The organism is Vibrio sp. JCM 18905 (assembly GCF_055393305.1).
Map to the genome: position 1 here is coordinate 225,686 of NZ_AP043880.1, position 22,688 is coordinate 248,373.

General features: G+C 44.1%; 21 protein-coding genes and 1 pseudogene. 13 read left to right on the forward strand and 9 right to left on the reverse strand.

What is annotated here, in order from left to right; genetic code table 11:
• Positions 1 to 5 precede the first annotated feature (5 nt).
• From ACZ5ZC_RS17685 to ACZ5ZC_RS17705, 5 genes are all read left to right on the forward strand, one after another.
• Positions 6 to 341 carry a metalloregulator ArsR/SmtB family transcription factor gene (locus ACZ5ZC_RS17685; protein WP_005393826.1) on the forward strand — a complete coding sequence of 112 codons (336 nt, stop codon included), beginning with the start codon at positions 6 to 8 and terminating at the stop codon, positions 339 to 341.
• 42 nt (positions 342 to 383) lie between these two features.
• Positions 384 to 1,385, forward strand: a complete 1,002-nt coding sequence (locus ACZ5ZC_RS17690) for an ArsJ-associated glyceraldehyde-3-phosphate dehydrogenase (RefSeq protein WP_005393824.1) — start codon at positions 384 to 386, stop codon at positions 1,383 to 1,385.
• Between the two features lie 12 nt (positions 1,386 to 1,397).
• The gene (locus ACZ5ZC_RS17695; protein ID WP_258681531.1) at positions 1,398 to 1,892 is read left to right on the forward strand and encodes a cyclin-dependent kinase inhibitor 3 family protein; all 495 of its coding nucleotides are present in this window, start codon (positions 1,398 to 1,400) and stop codon (positions 1,890 to 1,892) included.
• 256 nt (positions 1,893 to 2,148) lie between these two features.
• On the forward strand, positions 2,149 to 3,366 hold the full coding sequence (arsJ, locus tag ACZ5ZC_RS17700; protein WP_114324082.1) for an organoarsenical effux MFS transporter ArsJ: 1,218 nt from the start codon (positions 2,149 to 2,151) through the stop codon (positions 3,364 to 3,366).
• A gap of 278 nt (positions 3,367 to 3,644) precedes the next feature.
• Positions 3,645 to 4,658, forward strand: coding sequence for an acyltransferase (locus ACZ5ZC_RS17705; protein WP_203343726.1), 1,014 nt, complete (start codon positions 3,645 to 3,647; stop codon positions 4,656 to 4,658).
• Here ACZ5ZC_RS17705 and ACZ5ZC_RS17710 read toward each other — a convergent pair.
• Positions 4,655 to 4,984, reverse strand: coding sequence for a DUF2500 domain-containing protein (locus tag ACZ5ZC_RS17710; protein ID WP_012841295.1), 330 nt, complete (start codon positions 4,982 to 4,984; stop codon positions 4,655 to 4,657). The genes ACZ5ZC_RS17705 and ACZ5ZC_RS17710 overlap by 4 nt on opposite strands.
• Before the next feature lie 328 nt (positions 4,985 to 5,312).
• Between ACZ5ZC_RS17710 and ACZ5ZC_RS17715 the strand changes: the two genes are divergently transcribed.
• From ACZ5ZC_RS17715 to ACZ5ZC_RS17730, 4 genes and pseudogenes are all read left to right on the forward strand, one after another.
• Positions 5,313 to 5,681, forward strand: a complete 369-nt coding sequence (locus ACZ5ZC_RS17715) for a hypothetical protein (protein WP_005393815.1) — start codon at positions 5,313 to 5,315, stop codon at positions 5,679 to 5,681.
• A 1,082-nt stretch (positions 5,682 to 6,763) separates the two neighbouring features.
• Positions 6,764 to 7,384, forward strand: a complete 621-nt coding sequence (locus tag ACZ5ZC_RS17720) for a lysoplasmalogenase (RefSeq protein WP_005393811.1) — start codon at positions 6,764 to 6,766, stop codon at positions 7,382 to 7,384.
• 69 nt (positions 7,385 to 7,453) lie between these two features.
• Complete coding sequence (locus tag ACZ5ZC_RS17725; protein ID WP_053807604.1) at positions 7,454 to 7,675, forward strand: YecH family metal-binding protein; 222 nt, start codon at positions 7,454 to 7,456, stop codon at positions 7,673 to 7,675.
• Between the two features lie 107 nt (positions 7,676 to 7,782).
• A pseudogene (locus ACZ5ZC_RS17730) lies at positions 7,783 to 8,028 on the forward strand (MarC family protein); the annotation flags it as partial.
• Between the two features lie 148 nt (positions 8,029 to 8,176).
• Here the strand turns inward: ACZ5ZC_RS17730 and ACZ5ZC_RS17735 are convergent.
• The gene (locus ACZ5ZC_RS17735) at positions 8,177 to 8,782 is read right to left on the reverse strand and encodes a YhgN family NAAT transporter (protein WP_025558739.1); all 606 of its coding nucleotides are present in this window, start codon (positions 8,780 to 8,782) and stop codon (positions 8,177 to 8,179) included.
• A gap of 706 nt (positions 8,783 to 9,488) precedes the next feature.
• Here ACZ5ZC_RS17735 and ACZ5ZC_RS17740 point away from each other — a divergent pair.
• The 4 genes from ACZ5ZC_RS17740 (at position 9,489) to ACZ5ZC_RS17755 (ending at position 12,392) form a co-directional block, all read left to right on the forward strand.
• On the forward strand, positions 9,489 to 9,656 hold the full coding sequence (locus tag ACZ5ZC_RS17740) for a hypothetical protein (protein WP_154218569.1): 168 nt from the start codon (positions 9,489 to 9,491) through the stop codon (positions 9,654 to 9,656).
• A gap of 371 nt (positions 9,657 to 10,027) precedes the next feature.
• On the forward strand, positions 10,028 to 10,936 hold the full coding sequence (gene gapS4a, locus ACZ5ZC_RS17745) for a GapS4a family protein (protein ID WP_182101334.1): 909 nt from the start codon (positions 10,028 to 10,030) through the stop codon (positions 10,934 to 10,936).
• Positions 10,929 to 12,050: a GapS4b family protein gene (gene gapS4b / locus ACZ5ZC_RS17750; protein ID WP_182101335.1), complete on the forward strand. Its 1,122-nt coding sequence runs from the start codon at positions 10,929 to 10,931 to the stop codon at positions 12,048 to 12,050. The genes gapS4a and gapS4b overlap by 8 nt, the downstream gene beginning before the upstream one ends.
• 129 nt (positions 12,051 to 12,179) lie before the next feature.
• Complete coding sequence (locus ACZ5ZC_RS17755) at positions 12,180 to 12,392, forward strand: DUF3892 domain-containing protein (protein ID WP_053321081.1); 213 nt, start codon at positions 12,180 to 12,182, stop codon at positions 12,390 to 12,392.
• On the opposite strand, the gene ACZ5ZC_RS17760 is transcribed toward ACZ5ZC_RS17755, so the two are convergent.
• The 7 genes from ACZ5ZC_RS17760 to gmtY form a co-directional block, all read right to left on the reverse strand.
• Positions 12,354 to 12,656, reverse strand: a complete 303-nt coding sequence (locus ACZ5ZC_RS17760; RefSeq protein WP_054868115.1) for a hypothetical protein — start codon at positions 12,654 to 12,656, stop codon at positions 12,354 to 12,356. The two genes, ACZ5ZC_RS17755 and ACZ5ZC_RS17760, sit on opposite strands and share 39 nt — an antisense overlap.
• Positions 12,657 to 13,296: 640 nt before the next feature.
• On the reverse strand, positions 13,297 to 13,785 hold the full coding sequence (locus tag ACZ5ZC_RS17765; RefSeq protein ID WP_054868116.1) for a hypothetical protein: 489 nt from the start codon (positions 13,783 to 13,785) through the stop codon (positions 13,297 to 13,299).
• 382 nt (positions 13,786 to 14,167) lie between these two features.
• The gene (locus ACZ5ZC_RS17770; RefSeq protein WP_182101336.1) at positions 14,168 to 16,297 is read right to left on the reverse strand and encodes an AAA family ATPase; all 2,130 of its coding nucleotides are present in this window, start codon (positions 16,295 to 16,297) and stop codon (positions 14,168 to 14,170) included.
• A complete protein-coding gene (locus ACZ5ZC_RS17775; RefSeq protein WP_025558745.1) occupies positions 16,294 to 16,731 on the reverse strand; it encodes a VPA1267 family protein in 438 nt (145 codons plus the stop codon). The genes ACZ5ZC_RS17770 and ACZ5ZC_RS17775 overlap by 4 nt, the downstream gene beginning before the upstream one ends.
• Complete coding sequence (gene gmtX / locus ACZ5ZC_RS17780; RefSeq protein ID WP_182101337.1) at positions 16,731 to 17,390, reverse strand: gamma-mobile-trio protein GmtX; 660 nt, start codon at positions 17,388 to 17,390, stop codon at positions 16,731 to 16,733. Before gmtX ends, ACZ5ZC_RS17775 begins: the two co-directional genes overlap by 1 nt.
• Complete coding sequence (locus ACZ5ZC_RS17785; protein WP_464932166.1) at positions 17,377 to 21,093, reverse strand: VPA1269 family protein; 3,717 nt, start codon at positions 21,091 to 21,093, stop codon at positions 17,377 to 17,379. Before ACZ5ZC_RS17785 ends, gmtX begins: the two co-directional genes overlap by 14 nt.
• A complete protein-coding gene (gene gmtY, locus ACZ5ZC_RS17790; protein ID WP_182101339.1) occupies positions 21,090 to 22,574 on the reverse strand; it encodes a gamma-mobile-trio recombinase GmtY in 1,485 nt (494 codons plus the stop codon). The genes ACZ5ZC_RS17785 and gmtY overlap by 4 nt, the downstream gene beginning before the upstream one ends.
• Positions 22,575 to 22,688: the final 114 nt, after the last annotated feature.

A 22,688-nucleotide genomic window follows, 5' to 3' on the forward strand; every position in this document is an offset into this window, starting at 1 on the left:
TTATTATGCTTCCACATCAGTTTTTCAAGCTGTTATCCGATGAAACGCGCGTACGTTGTTTAATGCTGGTGGCCCGTGAAGGCGAAACTTGCGTGGGTGATTTGGCGTTTGCGTTGCAAGAGAGTCAGCCGAAAGTTTCTCGTCATCTTGCTCAGTTACGCTCCAGTGGCATCTTGGTGGATAAACGCCGAGGGCAATGGGTGTACTACGAGTTATCGCAGCAATTACCAGGTTGGATGCGTAAGCTGATTGAAGACTTAGTGGCATCAAACTGTTTGAAGCAAGAGTACCAAGACGACATCACACGCTTGCACGATAAAAGTCGTGAGGCTTGCTGTTAATAGCAAACAGAGATTCAAGGTAGAAGATTAAAGGGTAAAACTATGACAATTAAAGTAGGCATTAATGGCTTTGGCCGAATTGGTCGTTTAGCACTGCGAGCGGCATTCGACTGGCCAGAGTTAGAGTTTGTGCAAATCAACGATGTCGCAGGTGATGCAGCGACGCTTGGCCACTTATTAGAGTTCGATTCAGTGCAAGGTCGTTGGCACCATGAAGTGCAGGTTGAGGGCAATGAGCTCGTCATCAATGGCAAGCGCATCGCCACGACTCAGCAACGTGACATTGACGCCGTGAACTGGTCTGGCTGCGATGTTGTGATTGAAGCGACAGGTGTACACCGCAAAACCTCGTACCTAGACCAATACCTCGATCAAGGTGTGAAGCGCGTGGTGGTGAGTGCGCCAGTGAAAGAAGAAGGCATTGCGAACATTGTAGTTGGTGTGAATGACCACATCTTCGATCCTGAAAAACATCGTATTGTGACAGCCGCTTCGTGCACAACAAACTGTATAGCGCCTGTGGTGAAAGTTATTCATGAGAAGTTGGGCATTGAGCAATCCTCTTTCACAACAATTCACGATTTGACCAATACGCAAACCATTTTGGATGCGCCACATAAAGATCTGCGCCGTGCTCGTGCGTGCGGCATGAGTCTTATCCCGACCACTACCGGTAGTGCGACAGCCATTGTGGAAATTTTCCCAGACTTAAAAGGCAAGATTAACGGCCACGCGGTACGTGTACCGTTGGCGAATGCGTCATTGACCGACATCATCTTCGATGTAAAACGCGATACCACAGCAGAAGAAGTGAATGCTTTGCTGAAAGAAGCGTCGGAAGGGGAGCTAAAAGGCATTCTTGGCTTTGAGGAACGTCCGTTAGTGTCGATCGATTACAAAGGCGACCAACGCTCAACCATCGTTGATGCACAATCCACCATGGTGGTTGGATCACGAATGGTGAAGATTTACGCCTGGTACGATAATGAAATGGGATACGCAACACGCACCGCAGAATTGGTTCGAAACGTTGGTCTGGCATAACAGGAGTTCATAATGTCTCATCCTACATGGCAATTAGATTTGGACTCCGGTGCATTAGTTCTGACACCGTGCCCGGGTACCAAAGACGTCGAGTTGAAAGCGTCGTTGGAACAGTTGAAGGAGCAGGGGGTTCAAGCGGTCGTTACCGCATTGGATGATAGCGAGTTAGCAGCGAAAGACGTTGCGGCTTTGGGTGACACCACTCAGCAGCTGGGCATGAAATGGTTCCAGATCGAGATTGAAGATGACTGCGCACCAAGTGAAGAATTTGCGGCGAAGTGGCACCAAGCCAGTCCGGAACTGCATGCGGTTCTTGCTCAAGGTGGCAAAGTCGCGATGCACTGCATGGGCGGCTCGGGCCGCACAGGTTTGTTTGCGGCTCACTTGTTGCTAGAGAAGAAATGGCAGTTAGAAGATATCGTGCGAGAAGTGCAGGCTCTTCGCCCTGGTGCGTTTACAAAACCGGTGCAGCTTGAGTACATCGAACGCGTGGCGAAAGACGCTTGATCAGCTTAAATAGCTTTTGGAACATCATGATCCAAAAGCTATGTTCCAGTTTATATAATGGAACATAGGTCAGCAGTAAAACTAAAAATTTCAATTTAAGTTTTTGTTTTTATTGGTTATCTTTGTCCATTTGTAAATTTCGGTGTGTTTGTGAATTCGAACTAAGGTTGTATCGCCTTATGGTTGGTGTACAGGTTAATAAGCATTTGGCACATGATGATCTAAATGCTTCTATCGCTGTACATAAGAGGTCAATATGATTTCTCAATTGAGCAAAAGTATTCGTCAGTACATGTTAGTGACGTTTAACTATTGGAACTTTACCGTGACCGACGGAGCGCTGCGTATGCTGGTAGTGCTCTATTTTCACGACTTGGGTTATTCCACGTTAGCTATTGCCTCACTGTTCCTTTTCTATGAATTTTTTGGTGTGGTGACCAATTTGATTGGTGGTTGGTTGGGCGCAAGGTTAGGCTTGAACAAAACCATGAACATTGGTTTAGCGATGCAAGTGTTTGCGTTGTTGATGCTGGCAGTACCCAACGCATGGCTGACGATTCCTTGGGTGATGGCGGCACAAGCTTTGTCGGGGATTGCCAAAGACCTCAACAAGATGAGTGCCAAGAGTGCGATTAAAACGCTAGTGCCAGACGAGCAGCAAGGCGCGCTTTACAAATGGGTGGCGATTTTGACGGGCTCGAAGAACGCGCTCAAAGGAGCGGGTTTCTTTGTCGGTGGCTTGTTGTTGTCTTGGGTGGGTTTCCAAAACTCGATGTTTATTATGGCGAGTGTGCTGGCATTGGTGTTTGTTTGCAGCATGATCTGGCTAGAAGCTGACATGGGTAAAGCAAAGAGCAAGCCTAAGTTTCGCCAAATTTTCTCCAAATCTGAATCTATAAATATTTTATCTGCGGCACGTATGTTCTTGTTTGGGGCGCGTGATGTTTGGTTTGTGGTCGCTCTGCCTATTTATCTCGGCAGTGTGTTTGGCTGGGATCACTTGTGGGTCGGTGGCTTTTTAGCCGCATGGGTCATTGCTTATGGGTTTGTGCAAGGCTTTGCGCCGCGTATTACTGGCAAAGCGCAAGGTCGCGTGCCTGATGGTAGTGCAGCATTAGTATGGGCAGGAACTCTTGCGTTAATTACGGGCGGTATTGCTTATGGTGTGCAAATCGGCTGGCAGCCTGAGTTGGTAATTGTTGTGGGGTTAATGATTTTTGGTGCTGTGTTTGCCATTAACTCTTCACTTCACTCGTATCTGATTGTGAGCTATGCCAAAGGCGATGGTGTGTCTCTGGATGTTGGCTTCTATTACATGGCCAATGCGATGGGACGTTTGATTGGCACGGTATTATCGGGTTGGATCTACCAAGAGGCTGGTCTTGCGGCGTGCTTATGGGTCTCCTTTGCTTTCTTGGCGCTGACGACGTTGATTTCGATTAAGTTGCCAAAAGCTAACGTTGCCACAGCGTAAATTTTGCCCGGTGTTTTTATCTGTAGATCGTACAAAATGGCTCCAACTTGGAGCCATTTTTGTTTCTTATGCGCCGTTTGATGTAATCAAACTGTGTGGGTTTGGCATCGAGGGTGAATGCTGATGTTTGGTTCTCGTTAATTGATTAGAGTGGCGATGAAATCCCCGTTGTAGGTCATTGTTGCGTTAAAAATAAGCAAAAACAGATTGTTAACCATTTCACTGGCTGAGATTTACCCTATGCTATAAACGATAAGCGACTCAAAGTAGGGAAAGGTATGAGAGAAAGGGTTCTGTTTTTTGATTTATTGCGCTGCTTTGCTGCGGTGGCAGTGATCGCCATTCACGTCTTGGCCCCTTATCGAAATGAGTTAGGAGTGATTCCGTTTGACCAGTGGTTGACGGCGGTAGGCGTTAATAGCGTTACCCGCTGGGCGGTGCCAGTTTTCATTCTGATCACCGGAGCGTTGATGCTCAGTGACACTCGACCATTTGACGGTAAGTATTATATCAAAAGGCGTTTAGGCAAAGTCTTAGTCCCATTTCTTATTTGGTCGATGTTTTATGCATACCTCTCTGGCTGGACGGCTCAAGGGTTTGACTTTGAAACCGTAAAAGAGGTGTTAAGCAATAGCCCATTTCACGCAACGTATTACCACCTCGGTTTTTTCTATTACTTTATACCGCTGTATTTTGTGATTCCGTTGTTCCAATGGATGGTACGCAACGTTGATGACAATGTGTTGTATACCTATCTCGCATTTTGGCTTTTCACCAGCACGCTGTTTTTGTTCAAGATTGATGGTCCGTGGAGCAACCAAATGTGGCTCTACATGGGTTACCTTCCTCTGGGTTATGTTCTATTTCAAAAAGTGCCTTTGAACCGCTCTATGGTGGCCTTATTTACAGGGTTTGGCCTCGTCGCGTTGGCTGTGACATTTACTATGGTCGTGACGAACAGTTTAGAGGCGGAGAAGTACACGGTTGGACGCTGGCTTTCTTACAAAACACTGAATGTCATTCTAGCGGCTTCGATGATTTTCATGATCGGTCGTTACTTTGGGGAAGGCTTGTCACCAAAAGTACAAAAAGTGGTGAGTGTGATCAGTCAGCACAGCTTGGGGATTTACTTACTTCACCCAATTTTCTTATGGCCGATGAAAGCGTTTGGTTGGTACACCGGACATCCCGCATGGGTGATTCCAGTCTGGATCATTATCAGTGGAGCTGGAGCCTTGGCGATGAGCTATCTCTTTTCTCGCTCTGCCAAGACTCGTTGGTTACTGCCTTAACGTTTGATGGCGAAGTGAAGGAATTTGTTACCACGATAGGTTAGCGTTCCTTTATCTCCAGGGTTGAGTGCATGGTAGTAGTGCACTCCAATTTGGAACTCTCGTTTAGGGCCAATAGAACCGCGTTGGACATAAATCCAATATTCTTGGTCGTCTTGGCCTGGTGGTGCATCTGGGACGTCGATAGCTTGCTTATCTAAAATAGTTACCTGTGCACTTTGTTCTGGAGCGTCTTCGCCCACATAGTGCTTGCTATAGAAACGAAAAAATACCCATGCGCCCAAAGCAATAAGGGCGAACAGGGCGACAATAAGTGAGATTGGCATGTTAACCTCCGATGTTTCATTGAGCTCTATTCTACAGAACTCACTGATGAAACGATGAGTTGAGATAACTTATTCATAATCTAATGAAAGGGACATGAATTTTATTCGGCGCACTTCACGGTTTACCTCAATGGGCGCGCGATGAAATCGTTGCTTCATCTGCAAGCTACGTCACTAAAGCTGAACTAAGCAGCTTTCACTTGTCTGGCTATATGCGCTCAAGGGCACAAATTGAAAGTAAAATTGCACTTAACGGCTCGAAAAAGCTCTAAATTTATAGAAGAATAAAAATAACGAACACGGGAAGGGTCTGGTAAGGAGGGTTACGATGTCAGATATTGAAAAAGTAGTCATGCGTACCCGAACGATCGAAAAACTTTTGCGTACTCAGTACCATGCAGAAGGGAAAGGGTTACACCAACTTATTAATAGTTGTGAAGAACGTTTACCACATGACGTGATAGCGAAGCTTCGTTTTATCGCTACTGTGCGTAATAAAGTGGTTCACGAAGACGATTATAAGCTGGATGATCGGAAAGGCTTTATGGCGGCATGTGACGCTTGTGAAAAAGAGCTAACGCCAAGAAGCTCTCGTTTTATTTGGCGTGCAGCAATTTTGCTAATGACGTTGATTACGCTCGCCGCTCTTGGTTTCTACTACATGCATTGGGATATCTTGTCCAAACACATACAGTAGAAAAGCACAGATAAATAAAAAAGGACGCATTTGCGTCCTTTTTTATTTTTAATCAGTAGGTTAGTACATCATTGGCAGTGTCATTAAACCCACAACCACTGCAATCATTACCAGCCCTTGTTTTTGAGAAGATGAAATCATAACACTACCCCTTAATCTTTGATGAACTCGATGAATTTAATATAGCACTGTTTTTGGGGTTTGATCAACATATGCTCGATAATCTTTTCAAAAAATACACTTAACTTGTCTTTTTTTACGTGTTTTTGACTAATGAAACTGTGTTTTTTGTGTTGTATTTAAAATGCTCGTATTGTGTGATTGTTGTTCGTGTTTGATTTAAGTGTATGATTTTAAAGTGTAAATATTGGTTTGTTGTTGGCTTGGAAATTGTTTTTTGTTTCGGTTGGTATGTTGATTGCCTATTTTGTCTGTGTTTCTCAAAAATTGAGAAAATAAAAAGATGTGCTATGGAGGTGCATCATTGAGTTGCGGTGTGGAAGGGGAATTTTCTTATCTAATGAGAAAATATGGGCTTAAAAAGTGTTTAGTGATTTGATGGTTTATGAAGTCGGTGTTTTCGATGGTTATTGAGAGTGTGGCTTTATTTATCATTAGCTTACGTTCGCTATTTGATGTTTTTGTTATTGAGTTAAGATTGATTTTTCATGTTGTTCTAATCTGTTCATCGGTGGTTTCTACTATCTTAGCTCGCTACCAAGACGATTTTCTGTTTTGTGTCTGTTATTTATTCTTGTTGCCTGTGATGTATACAGTCTGATGGTTTAGTCATCAGTTTTTGACGTGATGGGTTACCAAGGCCATTGGGCTGCTTTTTAGTTAAATGGCCTGACTAAGCGCGGGTTATTGTGCCGTGTGATTTGATGAACTTGGCTCATGGGATAGGGCTCTGTCCCATATTTATGGCCGTCACTAAGGCTTATCGACTTAATTGTTGTGCAGACTGAGGGTTACAAAATGTTTCGAATCGCTAGCGAGATCCAACTTTCGCAGATTGTGTCTTTACATCAAAACTGGTCTACCTAGACTAGCGGCGAGTTTAAGTAAAAGGTGTATACGGCATGTGGAGTTGGCTGGCGATAGGGCTATCAGGTGTGTATTCCGTGTTGGGAGCAAAACAAGCTAACCCGACACAATCCCTCGTGTTTAAAATCTTTACTCTGCTACTTCTTCTTGTGTTGGTGTTAACTCAAGGCGCATCCGCAACATATACCTACTGGATTGCGGGTGGGCTTATTGTGTCTATGGTGGCAGATACGCTGCACTCGTTTAAAACTCGCAAGCTAATTTACTTTGCTGCGTACTTACTTGCTCAGGTGTGCTATAGCAAGTCATTTTGGGTGCAGCTTAATGGTGAGATTGTCTGGTGGCTGTTGGCCCTACTGCTCGCAGCGAGTATCGTGGCGTTCTTTTTGTTGCTACCTCAACTCGACTCTCTGGTGTTTCCTGTTGTGATCATGGGGATGATGTTGGTTCAGCTTGCTTGGGCGGCGGGTGAAGTTTGGTTGCAGGCCCCGAGCTATGCCAATGCTATCGGTTTCAGCGGAACCCTAGTTTTGATCTATTCGGCGTTGGCGTATGCGATACACGGTTACCGAAAACCGATGAAACACGCCTATTTGTGGGTAAGTGGTAGCTACTTCTTTGCCCACGCCCTCATTGTTGCCTCCATCATTTACTAATTTAAGTCAAAGCAGCTCCCGAAGATTTCAGTAAACTGGACGTATTGTTCTTGATGACTGGAGTAAATAATGAGTGAAATCCATGCCCACGAGCTGCTAAACCTACTTCGAGAAACGCCAATGGATCGCGAAGCGCTGGCACAGCACTTTGGCAACACCGTTCGCTTTCACACCTGTAAACTGAATGATCTAGACTTAGATACATTGCTAGCATTTTTGCTCAAGCGCGACAAAATCCGTGAGCTTGAAGGTAAGTTTGTGGTCAATATGGCGCGTGTCTGCAATCACTAAGCGGCGGCTATGATGCGAGGGTGAATATGCTGTTTTCGCCCTCAGCCATATACTCACGTTGTCAGTTTGCTATACACTGGCCGCCATTTTTTAGGTGAGGCCAGAATATGGACATTCTTTCTGCAGCGACCATGCTGTTTCTAATCATGGACCCTCTCGGTAATTTGCCGATTGTGTTGTCTATTCTCAAGCACATCGATCCTAAGCGTCGCCGTAAGGTATTGATTCGTGAACTACTGTTTGCCTTACTGATCTTGATGTTGTTTCTGTTTGCAGGACAAAGCATCTTAAGTTTTTTGCATGTCCAGCCAGAAACGCTCAGCATTTCAGGTGGCATTATTCTCTTCATTATTGGAGCTACCCCTAAAACTATAATAATCTACCGAGTGAGTGAGTGGGTGAGCAGAAATACAAAGGGATTGGTGGGTAAATCAAAAATGTTATACATAACATTTTGTCATAATATTTCTGCTCACCAGAAAAACAGTTTCTCCGAACCCCTTATGGCGTAATCGCTCTAATATGATCTAAATAGCTATGGATACCATTCAAGAACATCTGTACCGCAATCATCAATAGCAACATTCCCATCAATCGTTCTACGGCCTTCAGGCCTCGTTCTCCGACTAACCGATCGAACACTTCACCAAACATTAAAATAACGGCTGAGGCTCCCCACGCTAAAACTACCGCTATTGTCCAGTCCAGCATTCGGCTTGTGTCTTGATGCGCAAATAAAATCAGGGTAGCTAGTAAAGATGGGCCAGCAAGCATAGGGATAGCAAGCGGCACAATAAATGGTTCATCACCTGCCGCAGTGTGACTGTTTGTGTCATGAGACGGAAATATCATCTTAAGCGATATTAAGAACAGAATGATCGAACCAGCAATAGAGATAGCTTCACGTTGTAGTGACAGAAAGTTCAGGATTGACTCTCCGGCATACAAAAACAACAACATAATTGCGAGTGCAATAAATAGTTCTCTAGCAAGAACAATACGACGCCTTTTCTTCTCAATATGACGAAGAATCGATGAGAAAACAGGTAGATTTCCCATTGGGTCCATAATCAAAAAAAGCATGACAGCAGCGGAAATTGTATCCATAGAACAGCACTCAAATTAACAGGGTCGAGAAAGTCGCCACTATACACCATCAAGATGGTCACTTTTACCTGCTTTAGGTTAATTTTGTATTGATCTAAATGTGCGGATATTTGTTAGGTTCTGGGCTTTTATGGCTCTGTTATAGTTACGTATTGTTGGTAACAACGCCATGAAAAGTACCATTTACTAGAACCATAGGGGGTAGATGAACGGGTGGCGTGACACGTTTTTGGACATATCGTTGTAGAGATTGATCTTTAGAGTATTTTTCGCGAACGTAGGTTCTAAGTGGTTGATAAGGCTGCCACTAACTCAAGAGTAGACATTTGCGCGTTTGATATATAAATTTCATTCCACTCACTAAGTTCGACTGCTAATGCAAATCCTGATCTGGTTTAATGCAAATCCTGATCTGGGAGCTACTTTAATGCAAATCCCGATCTGGTTTAATGCAAATCCCGATCTGGTTTAATGCAAATCCCGATCATCAAGTGATAGTGAATGCTAATCTCAGTTAGTCCATATTTCGTTGAGGGGGTGTTGCGCTTTTCGTGAACATAGGAAAGATCGCACATGGACTACATCATTGATAGTAAAACGTATCTGGACAAACCTGAGCTCGGTTAGAGCATTTCATTCGTTGTTATCCGAAAACGAGGATTGTTAGAATGATGAGCAACGCTATTGGTACTGCAAGGAGTCAAAAATGGAACTGGAACTGACAGATGAGCAAGTGCAAATATTATTGCATCTAATAAAAACAGAGATGAGCGGTTTTTGCGGTGACGTGGGGTACGCAGAACTTTCAAAAATACGAAACATCTTAGAGCGGCAACTAGATAAAAACACTATAGATGAGCCCTCTATCTCATAACGAGGCAAAGGTGTGTTTGCCGTGATCGGATCAAGCACACCTCAGGACAATACCTTGATGGAGGCTTTGCTAATTTAGCATTTAACGGATTAACAGCGGTATTGAAAATACTCTAATCTGATGGCCAAATTCACTCATCCACTGAACTAAGCTCTATCTAATTTTGAAAATCAAAATGTCGCTTAACGACGTGTCCAAACTTGCTGGTGCAGATCATTCTGGTTGGTAGAGGGTAAAAGGGCTTATTTTCTTCTTTCTCTCTATCCGCAACAACCTTACGAATTACCATCACATAATTAACTCAGGTCAATAGTCTAATACATTGAAATAAAATAGAATAATGTGACTATTGTTCAAAGATGCGTAATGTTATGGGTGAGTTTTCAAAGTATGTTGGTGAAGTAGGCGAAGGGATTGTCAATGACTTCCTTACCTTATTCAGGTGGAAAAACATGTGCAAAAACAAGGAGTTACCTTGTTGCACTCCTGCTCATAATAAAAAGACCCACGGGATTGACTCGCTTTTTATCTATAATTCACCATTGCAGAAGCAATCACTCGTAAGTGTAGTGGTTTCAACAAAATACTCGTCTAAACCTTATGATAAGGTTAGTACAACTTTTGGTTCACATTTCAGGGACATAGCCCATACCGTGGAATGCTATGGCAAGTCTCGTCTTAAAAGAGATTTAACCAAGGGGTTCAAAGGCAGCTCTCGCAAGGACGATGTAGGTGTTCTATTTTACATCAATAATGATAACAGTGGGACAAAAGACGACATCAAGCAGGACATAGCCAAGCGTCGAATTGGTGGTGATTTGAAGTTCAATACCATCCATGTGATTGACAATGCAAGAGCGGACTTCCTGTATGAATCACTGAATTTCATCAATAATAAATACTCGTCCTATGAGTTCTTCTGTTTAACGACATCACTAAATGTAGCAGCAGATAACCAGACAAACCACTCGCCGATAATGCCTGTCGAGTACATCACATCACCAATCATTCCTCTATCTGTATCAACCGATTCAGGCAAGAAGTTCGTAATGCTATGTGATTTTGCATTCACACAAGAATCTCTAGTGCTGGTCTACAAACTTGCACGTAAGTTGTGTGCTGAGTTTGCCAACCATTATGAAATCTATTTCCAAAACTACAACGCACTAGAGCATGACCCTATCCGTGATGAGGTCAAAATGTCCTCTGAGTCAGAAGCAGAAATCGAGCTATTCGTTGGAAGCTACAACAAGAACTTTAGGAGTGAAGTTAATGGCTGACACCAATTTCATACCGTGGGGTGAGAACCTGAAAGGCTTAGTTAGCCAAACCAAGTGTACCGCTCCGACAATCAATGACATTCTGCGAGAACGTGGTGTATTCTGTTCATCCTCTGAGAAGGTCAACACTGTGCCAAACTTGATTAAGTCACTACTTAGTCCAGCAGAATCATACGAGTTACTAAACGGTATCAAGACCAAAGAGAAGCTAGATAAGGTCAACTTTCGTAGCTATGAGGTTAAGCAAGATAGTGACCTTCTTGATTTGGTAAGTGGGCTAATGGATACCGATGACCTTCAATCCAATGATTACGTAAATTATCAGATTTCCGACTTTAATGACTTCACATCCCTAGACGGAACAAGTTCTAACTCCCTTATACTTGATTTCGAGGTCTGCCGTAAGGACATCCTTGATGATTGGTATGAATCAGAGAAGTTCTTCAAGGGTTCGGTTGAAATCAAGAAAAGCTCAGATGACAACAAAGCCATAAGCATGAGTGTTAAATTGAATCACTCATCACCTGAAACTAAAGAAGTAGCGGATAAAGTCATCTCTATCGTAGAAAAGTCCCTTATTGAAGATGGTGTGATTGACGAGCCAAAGCAAGGCGGTCGAGTTCTCTTCGATGACTTTACTAACGAGAACAGGATTAATTTCTTGAACTCTCTTGCTTCTCAGCACACTGGCTACGACTTCTACCACACGAAGATTGATGATTTCAGCTTCACCCCAGATAAGGATTTGGACACAAAACACCTCAAACAGGATACCAACCTTCTTGAGAAGGACATCAACAGACTCCGTGTATCAGGTGATTTAGAAAAGATTATTACGGTGAAGTGGAAGCACATTCACCCTTACATTAAAGCGACTAAGGTAGTCGCCACTTACACTATTGACCATAAATCCTATTCGGGTGAATGCAGGGTCTCTTACGAGTTTAGTGACTACAACAAAAGGAAGTTGATTAACCCAGAGTTGTGCATCAACTTTGTCAATCTAAAGCTCAAAGGCGCACCACCATCTGTTATTCATGACGTCCAGTCAATCATCATGAGAGAGATTGAAACCCGTAAGAATGAGTTACTGGCAAAATACAAGAAGCCATAAGCCCCAAATATAAAAAGGGAGGTGATTAAGCCTCCCTATCTTATTGAGCAAAAATTACACAACACGCTTAAATGCTGGTAGAATGTACAGGCATTTTGCAAATCACATTAACAACCCAGAGGTGACATTATGGGAAGAAAGCGTGTAACTACTACTCAAGAATCTAGTAGCGGAAGAAATACCAAGTTTCGTGACAATTACACTGGCGAAAGCATGACTAGAAGTCAGTTCGTTAAGAAGATTGAGAGTGGTGAATATTCCAAGTACCACGTAAGAGAAATCAAAGGTGTTAAAACTCCAGTATCAAACCCAGACCCAAGCAAAGACAATAACTTGGACTAATCCACAACCTGTAGGGAATGGAGTCCCTAGCATTATCCCACCGTCTTCTTTACACGCTGCACTAACTAACACCCCACAACCTAGCTTTTCAGCGATCTTGAAACTTTTCTTATCACGACCAGCTTGAGCACTAGCAACGCGCGCTAGTAACGTCAACTGCCCACCAACAAGCATGTCCTCAGTAGCCTTACCTATGTATTTAATCACTAACTCTTTGTTCATTGTCTTCAATACAACACCACGCTTGCCAAGCATTTGAGCCATTTCCCTAGCATCGTGATAGTTACTACCAAACGGTCACACCACCACACCATTAGCTCGTCGCCTCTGCGTAACCCCGTCACCTACAGATCACTCAACCAGACGTTATGCCATTAGCAAAAGTACGGGAAAAGGAGAGTCAGCTACCAGTGTGGAGTATCTGCTCTAACGAAGAATGGGGCACTTTTGAGTTACATGAAGTTACTAAGCTAACGAACGTTAGCCTAACATCCGTTAGCTTAGTGAAGAGGTTTGGTTCGACTATCCATGCCCTCGGACACGTTTTAAAGCCAAAACGATCTACACCTTCATAGCATCAGTAAGCCAGCAATATGTAAGTACAACAGAGCTTTTTTATGGGCGCTACTCACTTAGTTGATGAATGGCGTATGTGAACATAAAACAGAGGGCTGGTTATACATTTCAGCTGTAACACGTCGACTTGTAGCGGTGGCAAAAATTGTTACTTCGAAAGAAGGTAAAGAAGAAGTACTTGAGAGTTAAGAGAAACATACCTAATATTAAGTGGCTACAATAACCGTGTCACTAATCCCAAAGATGTTGCCGCATCAGTTGGGCTGAGCTGGGAGTTTGGCGACTCCCAGCATTCGGCAGTCTCTTTTTGCTCATCTCGAAACGTGTGTCAACAAGCCTTAGTAGCAATTATCTGTGATATCAGAGCATCACTGATACCTTCATCAAACTTACTTACTAGATAGCGATTCGGAAATGACTTGAAACGTTCATCAGACGCTATATCACCACAGACGTACCACTGCGCATCCAAAGCACTAGCATGAGCAAACATACGCCGAACTGGATCGCTGTCATCAAGTCGCATTTTCAAAGACAAGTCTACAAATGGTGCTAGTTGCCAATCGAAGAAAACTCTGTGCTTTATTAGCAACTCTCTAGTGTAAGAAGTACCTGTCGGATATAGAAGTAGATTTGCTTCATGTGCGGCCTGCGCCAGCTTTTGAGCGCCTGCTCTGTCTGGCTCAACATTTCCCAGTAAAGTGTCTGTGGAGCAAAATTGTTTTTGCGACTTAAACGAATCAAACACATCCTCGTGTTTGTTCAAGTAGTCAATTGAATACAGGAGCGCATGTAGGTCAATGTACAGAATTCTCAATAGTATCTCCTTAAGTCAAGGTAATTGGCTCAAAGGATTTGATTAATGATACTTGATAATCTGACCTTTTCATCAGCATCACCTTCCTGTTTGAGCTTCTTGGTAGAACTGGGGAGCTGCAACTCCCCAGTTATTAAGATTCACTCACCTTGCGATGTGCTGCAATATCCAATGACAAGGCTATTGTAGCAGGGTAATGACGTCGTTTTTTGGCTATATAGCCAACTTTTTACATTGTGTGCGTTGTGTGTCGGTAGGGGCTTGGCAGGGGGCGCATTGCTGCGCATGTAACTTTGCCCCATGAACTATGTAGGGTTTCGGGCGGGGTCTAGGTTTGGTGGCCTCTTGAACCGCTTTTCCGCCCTTATATCGCTGCGCGATGTTATGCCGCCAACAATCGATGTAATGTTGTTTTACGCTGTTCTGCTGCGCTAGTCCGTCGAATTGCATCCTCGAACTGCTGTGGGGTGCCAACAATGTCAATGTGCGTTTCTGCTCGGGTCAGGGCTGTATAAATCCATGAGCGGTCAATCATTCTTGAACCAGTTAGTGCCACGATCACCCTCGGGAACTGGCTACCCTGAGCTTTGTGTAGGCTCACAGCATAGGCTGGCTGTACGATGTTGATTAGCGATTCTGTCAGTTCCACTGTACGCCCATCATCCAGCTCAACCATACCGAACTGAGATTCTTCGCCAGTGCTAACTAAGCGCCCCATGGTGCCGTTTTGAATATCGTTATCCCATTCGTTTTCGGTGAAAATGATTGGGTCGTTTACTCTGATGTTTAGATACATCCGGTCACCAAACAAATCGAACTCTAATCGCTCACCTGTCGGGTTACATTGTTCCTGACATAGATTGTTCAGAGTATTGATGCCGCCATAGTTTGCGCTGTATGTAGCACCTACAATCTGAGTGTTACTTGGATCTTGAGCATATAGTTCTGTGATTTTTTGGTTCAACGATTCAGGCTGGGCAAAATGGAACCTGATATTGGGGCTGGTGAATGTGGGAACTTGCCCATTCCGAACCGCTAGGGTGAACTCAGGGATGCCCGTTGAACCCTTCTGACGCTTAACGATATTCAGTTCTGTTCCGGCAATGGATGAGGTCTTAACAACATCATGCAGGATAAGGCCATAGCCGATTGGTGACAGCTGTGCTGGGTCGCCAACTAGCAATATTCGAACGTTACAATGCAAAGCCATTACCAGTCGATACATGGTGTGTAGGTCAACCATGGACGCTTCATCGATAACGATAATGGCCTGCTCATCATCCGATATCTCAACATTTTTCAGGAATCCAGCAATGGTGCTAGCGTGGAAACCTGTGCCTTCCTTAATGCGCTTAGCTGCACGGCCTGCGAGTGCCATCGGATAAATCTTGTAGCCGAGTTTTTGATAGGCTCGGAGGATAACTCGGAGGACTGTGGTTTTGCCCGTCCCAGCCCCTCCCGTGAGCACTGAAATAGGATTCAAAAGACTCGAACAAACCGCATCAACCTGCCGCTCTAACAATGGAAATGCTAGGTTTTCCATACCATGTGCAAGCGCCTCATCAAACCGACCATCCCATGTGTCATTCTGACCTGCTAGATGTAGGAAGCGATGAGCTACAACCTTTTCCATTACCAATGCAGATGTTGGGTGGTAATTGCCGTCGTCGTCGAGAATAAAGTCGCCGTTCTCATGTGATGTCATCATCGCCTGTTTAGCCAGTTCAGAACAGTCTAGGACTCGATTTAAGATGGTTTTTAGATCACTGTGGCTAGCAACCGTATGACCCTTCTTGGTGAACCTATAGAGTGACTCCTCAACTGCCGCAACCAGCCTGCGGGAGTCGCTTTCTGCTATCTTAAAATGGCTTTTCGCCATCTCATCAACAGCACTAAAATCCATACCGAATGACTGGAGGATATATGGGTTTGCTTTTACCAGCTCAATGGCTCTTTCATCGTGATACTTCATAATGTTAGAGCTAATGCTAGGTGGTACGGCATGTTCAGCAAACCAGTGGAGATGCTTCAGGTTGGAGTACTTTTTCCATGCCTCGACCATCGTTTGGGCGGTTTTTGTGGTCAGTACCATTTCCAGCATTTCTACATCACCAGATTCGAGGATTTTGTAGATACCAGTTTGGAACTTATCCCAGAGTTTCCTTGCGTACACATCGCCAACACCAACAAACTCCTTGTCCGAAGCTACAAATTCGACAAAGTTATCGCCAGTTTCTGGCATGGTTACCCTCAGTCGAGTTGCCTGAACATCTACTTGAGTTTGAATAAAACCACCACGTTGCACCTGTCCTTCTGTTTTTGAGCCCGATATGCGCCAGTGCTGGCCTCTGACGGGCAACATAGGGAGCAACTTGATGTTGGCCTTAACTACAATGACTTTCTTTGCAGAGGCTCGTTTGGAGCCTTTTAGCGGCACACCACAGAAAGTGATGATTTCATCCTTAGTATTCCAGACCGAAGTTATACGAATATTGAAGCGGCTGATTTTCATCGTGGCAGCCTCCCGACATCCGCCAATGCTGAGCTCAAAGCATCAAAACGCTCTAACTTACGCTTTAACTCTGCGTTTTCGGCCTCCAGTTCGACGACTCGTTGCTCTAGACGACGTGTGTGAACCCCTTGTTTGTCGCGCTTAATCTGCGCTTGGTCTAACTCCTGTGGTTCATTGTCAGAGCTAGACTTTTTCTCATTTAGCGATGGAAGCACACCACGGACGCGCAGATCTGACTCAAGTTCGCCAAGCAGCTTTTTTACTGCTGGGTTTTGCTGCAATACGGATTTGGCAAAACCACATCCTTTGGCTATTGCACTTCGTTTAAGGTTGCCGCGATATTCCATTTCACGATAATCATCATCAGTCAGAGACGCACGCCAACTCTCGAACTTTTCGATGTTTTCCTTCGCTATCTCTTGCCCATTAGCCATTATTCAGTCCCATTAACATCCAATGTCTTTTCAATCGCTTTTACAAATCCCGGTTTAAATACAGGTTTGCCGTCTGAACCGATAATTTCACCGCGCTCACCGATACTCAGTCCTTTACGCCTTAGATGGTTGGGGTCGATAGCTGACTTGAGAGCATTAATCTCACTATCTGTATAGCTGGCCTTGCTAGGCAGAGCATCCAACTCAGGGTTCAGGGCGTTTTTACTGATCACCTGAATTGGCACTTCCGCGTTGTGTAAGTCGCTTTTTAGCTGGTTAACCTCTGCTGTCAGTGCTGTCTTCGCAGCTATCAAATCACGAACTAACCACTGTATAGTCGGGTTTTCGATGCCATTAACCCAGTCGTGTTCTTTGTTTCGAATAGCCGGAGAGACTGACTTTGCTACAGATTCGGCATAGACGTTAATCAAGTCGCGATATAGTTGCCCAGACGTATTGCGGATAGCCTGTGTGCTGGGGCCGCCTTTCGTCTCAGAGTATGCCCCGATATTTGCTACAGAGAAATTAATCTCACCTGATTGCAATTGCTCCAGACAAATATCATTAATAATCCCAAGGCTCTTTCGAGCCTTGTTGGACTTGGCTTGTTCGCAGATCGCCTCATAAGCGATTTTGATTTGGTTATTAGGCGTATTCATGAGAACGATCCTCTATTTTATTAGCGTTTTCTAGTAGGGCTTTAACGTCTTCTGATAGCGGGGTTAAGTCTGTGTTACTGGTGTGGCCTAGGACATCTAGGGGGCGTTTACCATCAAGGACATTATTAAGCTCACCCCATCCACCTAGTCGGGCTAGCATGGTCTGTGTCAGGTGGTTACCGAGCGCTAGCTGCTGTTTCTCATTGAGCTTGAAGAATTGAGGGGCAATGCCATTTGCTTCTAGCATTTTGTCCATCATTTGGCTGCGGCGAGGAAGGGCACTATCGGCATTAGCAGACATGAAGATTTCTGCGTTTTCACACACCTCAGCAAGAGCTTGGTGGTGTGAAACTTCATCAACACTAATCGACAGCTTATTACTGTTCATAAGCATCGGTACTTTCTCGCCATTGGACACAGGTTTGTTCAGTAGCTCGATAGCACTATCGGTTAATTGGAATGCTGACAAGAAGTCACAGGACAGCATGTCACAACGAGTTTGCTCTTGTTCAAGCAGATTGTTGAGTCGCTTGTATTCCATTTTGATATCGGCAGGCGCTTCTTTCCCGCTTATTTCAAAGTCGTAGACCTGCTCATCCAGTCTTTCGATTTGATCGTTAATATCCAGCGTCTTGTTTAATACGTGCTGTCTTGCCTCAGCGATTTCGTTCCCTTTGGCGACCAGACCACCAATGTAAGCTGCACCAGTGACAAAATGCCTGCATCGGAAGCAGTTTTGACGCCCTAAGTATCCAGCGGGAACGGGGTTAAAGTAAGTGAGGTTGGCGTTTTTTTTGGTTTCTTCTCGCTCTTCGCCACCATCATGACAGCGACTTCCACCGTATGGACAGAGTCCATAATCGAAAAACTGAATAGACGCTTTCGGCCAGTCAGGGTCGTGCAGAGCTGAGTCGTCTGGGATTAGCAATTCGGCCTTGTGATTATGGATTTTGTCTTCCATAAGCAGGGCATTTTTACGGTCTTGTGACCGTTCCAATGCCTTTTTCTCACCCGCGCCAACCTTATAAACGATGTCTGCGTGCGTAACTTTCGTGTAATGCATGGTCATGATGATTTGTGCATGACCAACTACCTTCATCAAAACGTGCAGAGGCACATCCCCATACAGCACTAGCGCAGTAATCAAGGTTACTCGCATACAGTGAGGTGTGTATTTTGAATTGTACAGAGAGCCAACTTTCTCCGCCAGTGGAAACGATTCATCCTGAATCTCGTATAGGACTTTAGCTAATGCATTAGCGAAGATACTCTGACTACAGGGTAGATAACTTGCTGTATCTACTGAGCGGTTGCTGTTCGTTGGGTTACGGAATAGGAAACACTGAGTGCCTCGTCGGGCTAACACAGCGTCGGATGGCCTTTGCTTCTTAGAAAAATTAACATCCATCCAACGTGTTGGTTCTTTCAAAGGGTTGTATTTAGATTGCCAGTCTCTTAAGCGGATAATCCAAGGGATGATGCGGGTTGGAATGTATGACGAAACAAATGGTTTGCCCGTTTTGTTCGTGTTGGTGAACATACCAATTTCGTCACCCATCTTATGCAATACACCTAGGTTTGGCTTTTTTTGCATACCAACAAGTGGATTATCGTTTTTGACCCACTCAAAATCAGGTACAAGCTGAATTTTCTCATCCAGATTGATTGATTTGAAACCTTTATTGACGAGCTTGAAGTCATCGGCTTCTCCAGAGTCGAGCCAAAGAATTTGCTGGCCGCGAGTGGGCAGGCTAAGCAAGCAGTAAAGCGCCACAGCACGCACTGGTGACCACATTTCATAAACTGTCATCTTGCAGTGTCGCTTGCCATCAACCTTTTTGAATTTTGTGCGTACACGCCAAACGCAATTTGGGTCATCCTTGTCGATGATGGATTCATCAACTTCATACCAGTCGGCGCTATTAAGTTCTTGAGCTACACTCAGCTGACTAAAGTATTCACAACGGACTTGTTTGCCATTCTCCTCTACAAATTCAGGTATCAGATGTTCACGAGCTTTAACAACGTATTCATAAGGCAAGTCTGGCTTGTTAGTTCCCGTTTTGTTATCGGTGTCAGTGTCGATATCCACGTTCAAGTAAGGGATATGGTACAGACCAAAGCCGCCGACAGGGGTTCGCTCACCAGTCTCTTCATCTTCGATATAGAATGATTTATCGAAGACATACTTCAAAAAGCTAACAATTATGTTTTTTCCAGCGTTATTTCGTTGGCTTTTAGGTAGCGAGTTTATGTAGCTTTCAATAGAGGGTGCTTCATGCCTACGCTCAAAAAATGGCGCTACCATATCCACGGCACCAACTTTAGAGATAAATGGCATGCAGTGTAATAGGTAGTGCCCAATCCGAGCTTGGGTTGTGCCAACATTGTGTTTAAGCGAACTGCAATAATCTTCGGCAAGTTCTGCCCATGTAGTCATGCCAAGATCTAAAAGAGGCTGGAATGTCGCTGGCTCCCACAGGATGTCTTTCGAATTTTTATAGCCCTCAATCTGATTTGGATTAACTTTTAGCTTCGGATGCAGATGTGCGTGTTCTTTGTACTCCCTAATTTTGGAAATTCGTTTTTCTTGGCAATATTGCTTCACTTCTTCCAGTGACCAATACTGCAAGTTAAGAAAATCTTTGTATGAATCAAAGCCATAGTGAGATGATGGGTTTGACGGTAGGCGTTTGTTGCTCTTGTAGTTTTGGTTGTATTCGGTACGCGTCCACAGTTCTCGTTCACGGCAGAACGTTCTGGCTTCCACTAGAGTGTATTTTTCTACAACCTCTCTGCCAAAGAACACATCCCAGCACGGGAAATCTGGGTAATGTTTATCAGGATTTGAATGAAGTTCTGGGTCTTGTTTGTAATGCTTGCTATAGCCAGTTTTTGTCTGCTCCTGAACAGGCACAATTTTACAAGCGGCCTGAGATGCCTCCTGCCATGTATTATAAAATCGCTGACATAAAAATGACGACCAATGCGGTAAGCCATAGCTCTTAACTGGATCTACTGGTAGTTTTTTATCCAATGAGCAAATTGCAGCATACGCAAGTATTGTTGGTTCGGCGTCACCAATCAGCATCTTAAAACGAGTAAGTGCTTCTTTTGCTGTAGGGTAACAAATTTTTTTACCAAGGAACTCAGACCATGATGAGAAGTTGTCATAATATACATTAGGGGTTATTGGAAGCCTCGGGTCTTCCTTGTAATGTTTTATGTATAAGGCGGAAGTAGGCTTTTCGATGCCATGTTTCTTGAATAGGGTAATGGTAGCGGCAGAGGCTTCTTCTAGTGTCTCGTATTTTTCCACAAGCGCTTCTCTGCCCAAGAATTCAGACCATGAGGTGAAGCTCTCGTAGCATCTGTTTGGGTTTGCTGGGAGTTTTGGATCTAGTTTGTAATAGTCTTTATATGAGGCTCTCATAGGCTTTTTACCCAGATCTTTAAGCAGGGCAATAGCAGCGGCAGAGGCTTCTTCCAGTGTTTTGTATTTTTTCACAGGCGTTTCTTTGCCCAAGTATTCATGCCATGAGATGAAGTTGTCATAGCTTTTATCTGGGTTTGCTGGGAGCCTCGGGTCTTCCTTGTAATGTTTTATGTATAAGGCGGAAGTAGGCTTTTCGATGCCATGTTTCTTGAATAGGGCAATGGTAGCGGCAGAGGCTTCTTCTAGTGTTTTGTATTTTTTACTCATGCTGATTCCTTGAGTGCCAGAATCCTAGCTTTGTTTGGCGATAGTTCTTCTTGTTTCATTTCTAGTAACTTGGTTTTTTCTGCTGTTGAGGCGCATGCTTTTCTTTCAGCCTCAATCATTGCTGCTTGAATCTCTTCATGTGTTTTGTGACCGTAGGGATCTTGGGACTTGATGCTCTTGTGATGCATCATGGTCATGATGGATAGCTGATTTAAACCAAGGTCTTCCAGCTCGGCCTTAAACAGATGGCGGAGGCCATGAGGCGTAGTACCTTCACTCTTCCTACTTACTAGCCCAACCTTTTCCACAGCCCGTTTAAGGCCGTCTTGCATTGCTTTGTAGGATAATGGTTTTCCATTCTTGAGATTGGAAAAAGCAAAGGGGTGAGATTGATTTCTAGGAGCTTGATATTTCAAATACAGCTGCCAGTAAATCATAAATATTTCAGCTGCTTGCGAATTGTTGAAGTACGCAACCATGTAAAATTGATCTTTGATTAAGACAGGGTTTTTCCAACCTGTGTATAGACATTTTGGAGAGCTATTGTCGTCTCGTGGCAGTATTGCGTACTCAGCTTTTAAGTACTCAGCTCTGGTCGCAGTTGGCTTGTTGTATTTTTTACGCCATTCGTTGGGAGCAAAGCCTTTCTCTGGGTGATGGACTTTAACTAAAGGTATTTTCTTATCTAGTTGTCTGTTGGTCAAAACAGGATCAACGGAGATATCACACACATATACATTAAGAGACTCGGAAATTCTGAGCCCACAGAAGCGCATGAGCATAAAAGCCAGCACTTTTGCCAAATCTAGGCGCTTATGAACAGGATCGCCCGTTTTAGAGCCACGGATAGTGAAGCCTTCCTCAATTACCTCCCACGTTTTATCTTTAGGGAACGTGTATGTCGCTTCTGTTGTTTGTGGCTCCTTGTGCCTTCCGACAGACCGCACATACTCTGCTTGTTTGTTAGCTTTTGAGTCATCAAAGGTATGTTTCAGAAAGGAGTTGTTCTTTCTGTGGTGATAGGCAGCTAGGTTCAGCATTTTTTCATATGGCGTTGCCTTACGGAGTGGGTTCAACAATGCTGATTCCTCACCAGTATCATTAAACAGCCAATCCGAGTATGCCGTAATGTGTTTTATTAACTTGTTTGCTTGAGCTGCACTACGTGGGTGCCAACGTAGCCCCGTTGGATCTGAGCCATCGGCTAATATCGTTCCATAGCGAACCGCATCTGAATATGCTTCAAACATCAATCGAGGGGAGGCAAATTTTCCTTGTGTTGTTTGCCAGTAGTTGAGGAGCAGAACCATGGCTTGAGCATTTTCTCTATGCCACGTCTTCCCTCTGTGCTTTCTGCTGATCTGATAGTGCAGGAAGGTTTCCAGTAGCGCACCGTTCAAACTGATCACTCGCAATGTAATTGTTCGTAATCCATCTAGCGAGACTTTTCTATCTCTGCAAATAACGGTGAATCTGTCCATAATTATGCACCCTAAAAATATTAAATATTATATTTATTGGGTGTATCATATGAATCTTGGGGAGTAAAGTAAATGCTCTAAAAGCCTTTTGAGAAGAAAAAGTGAGAAAAATCA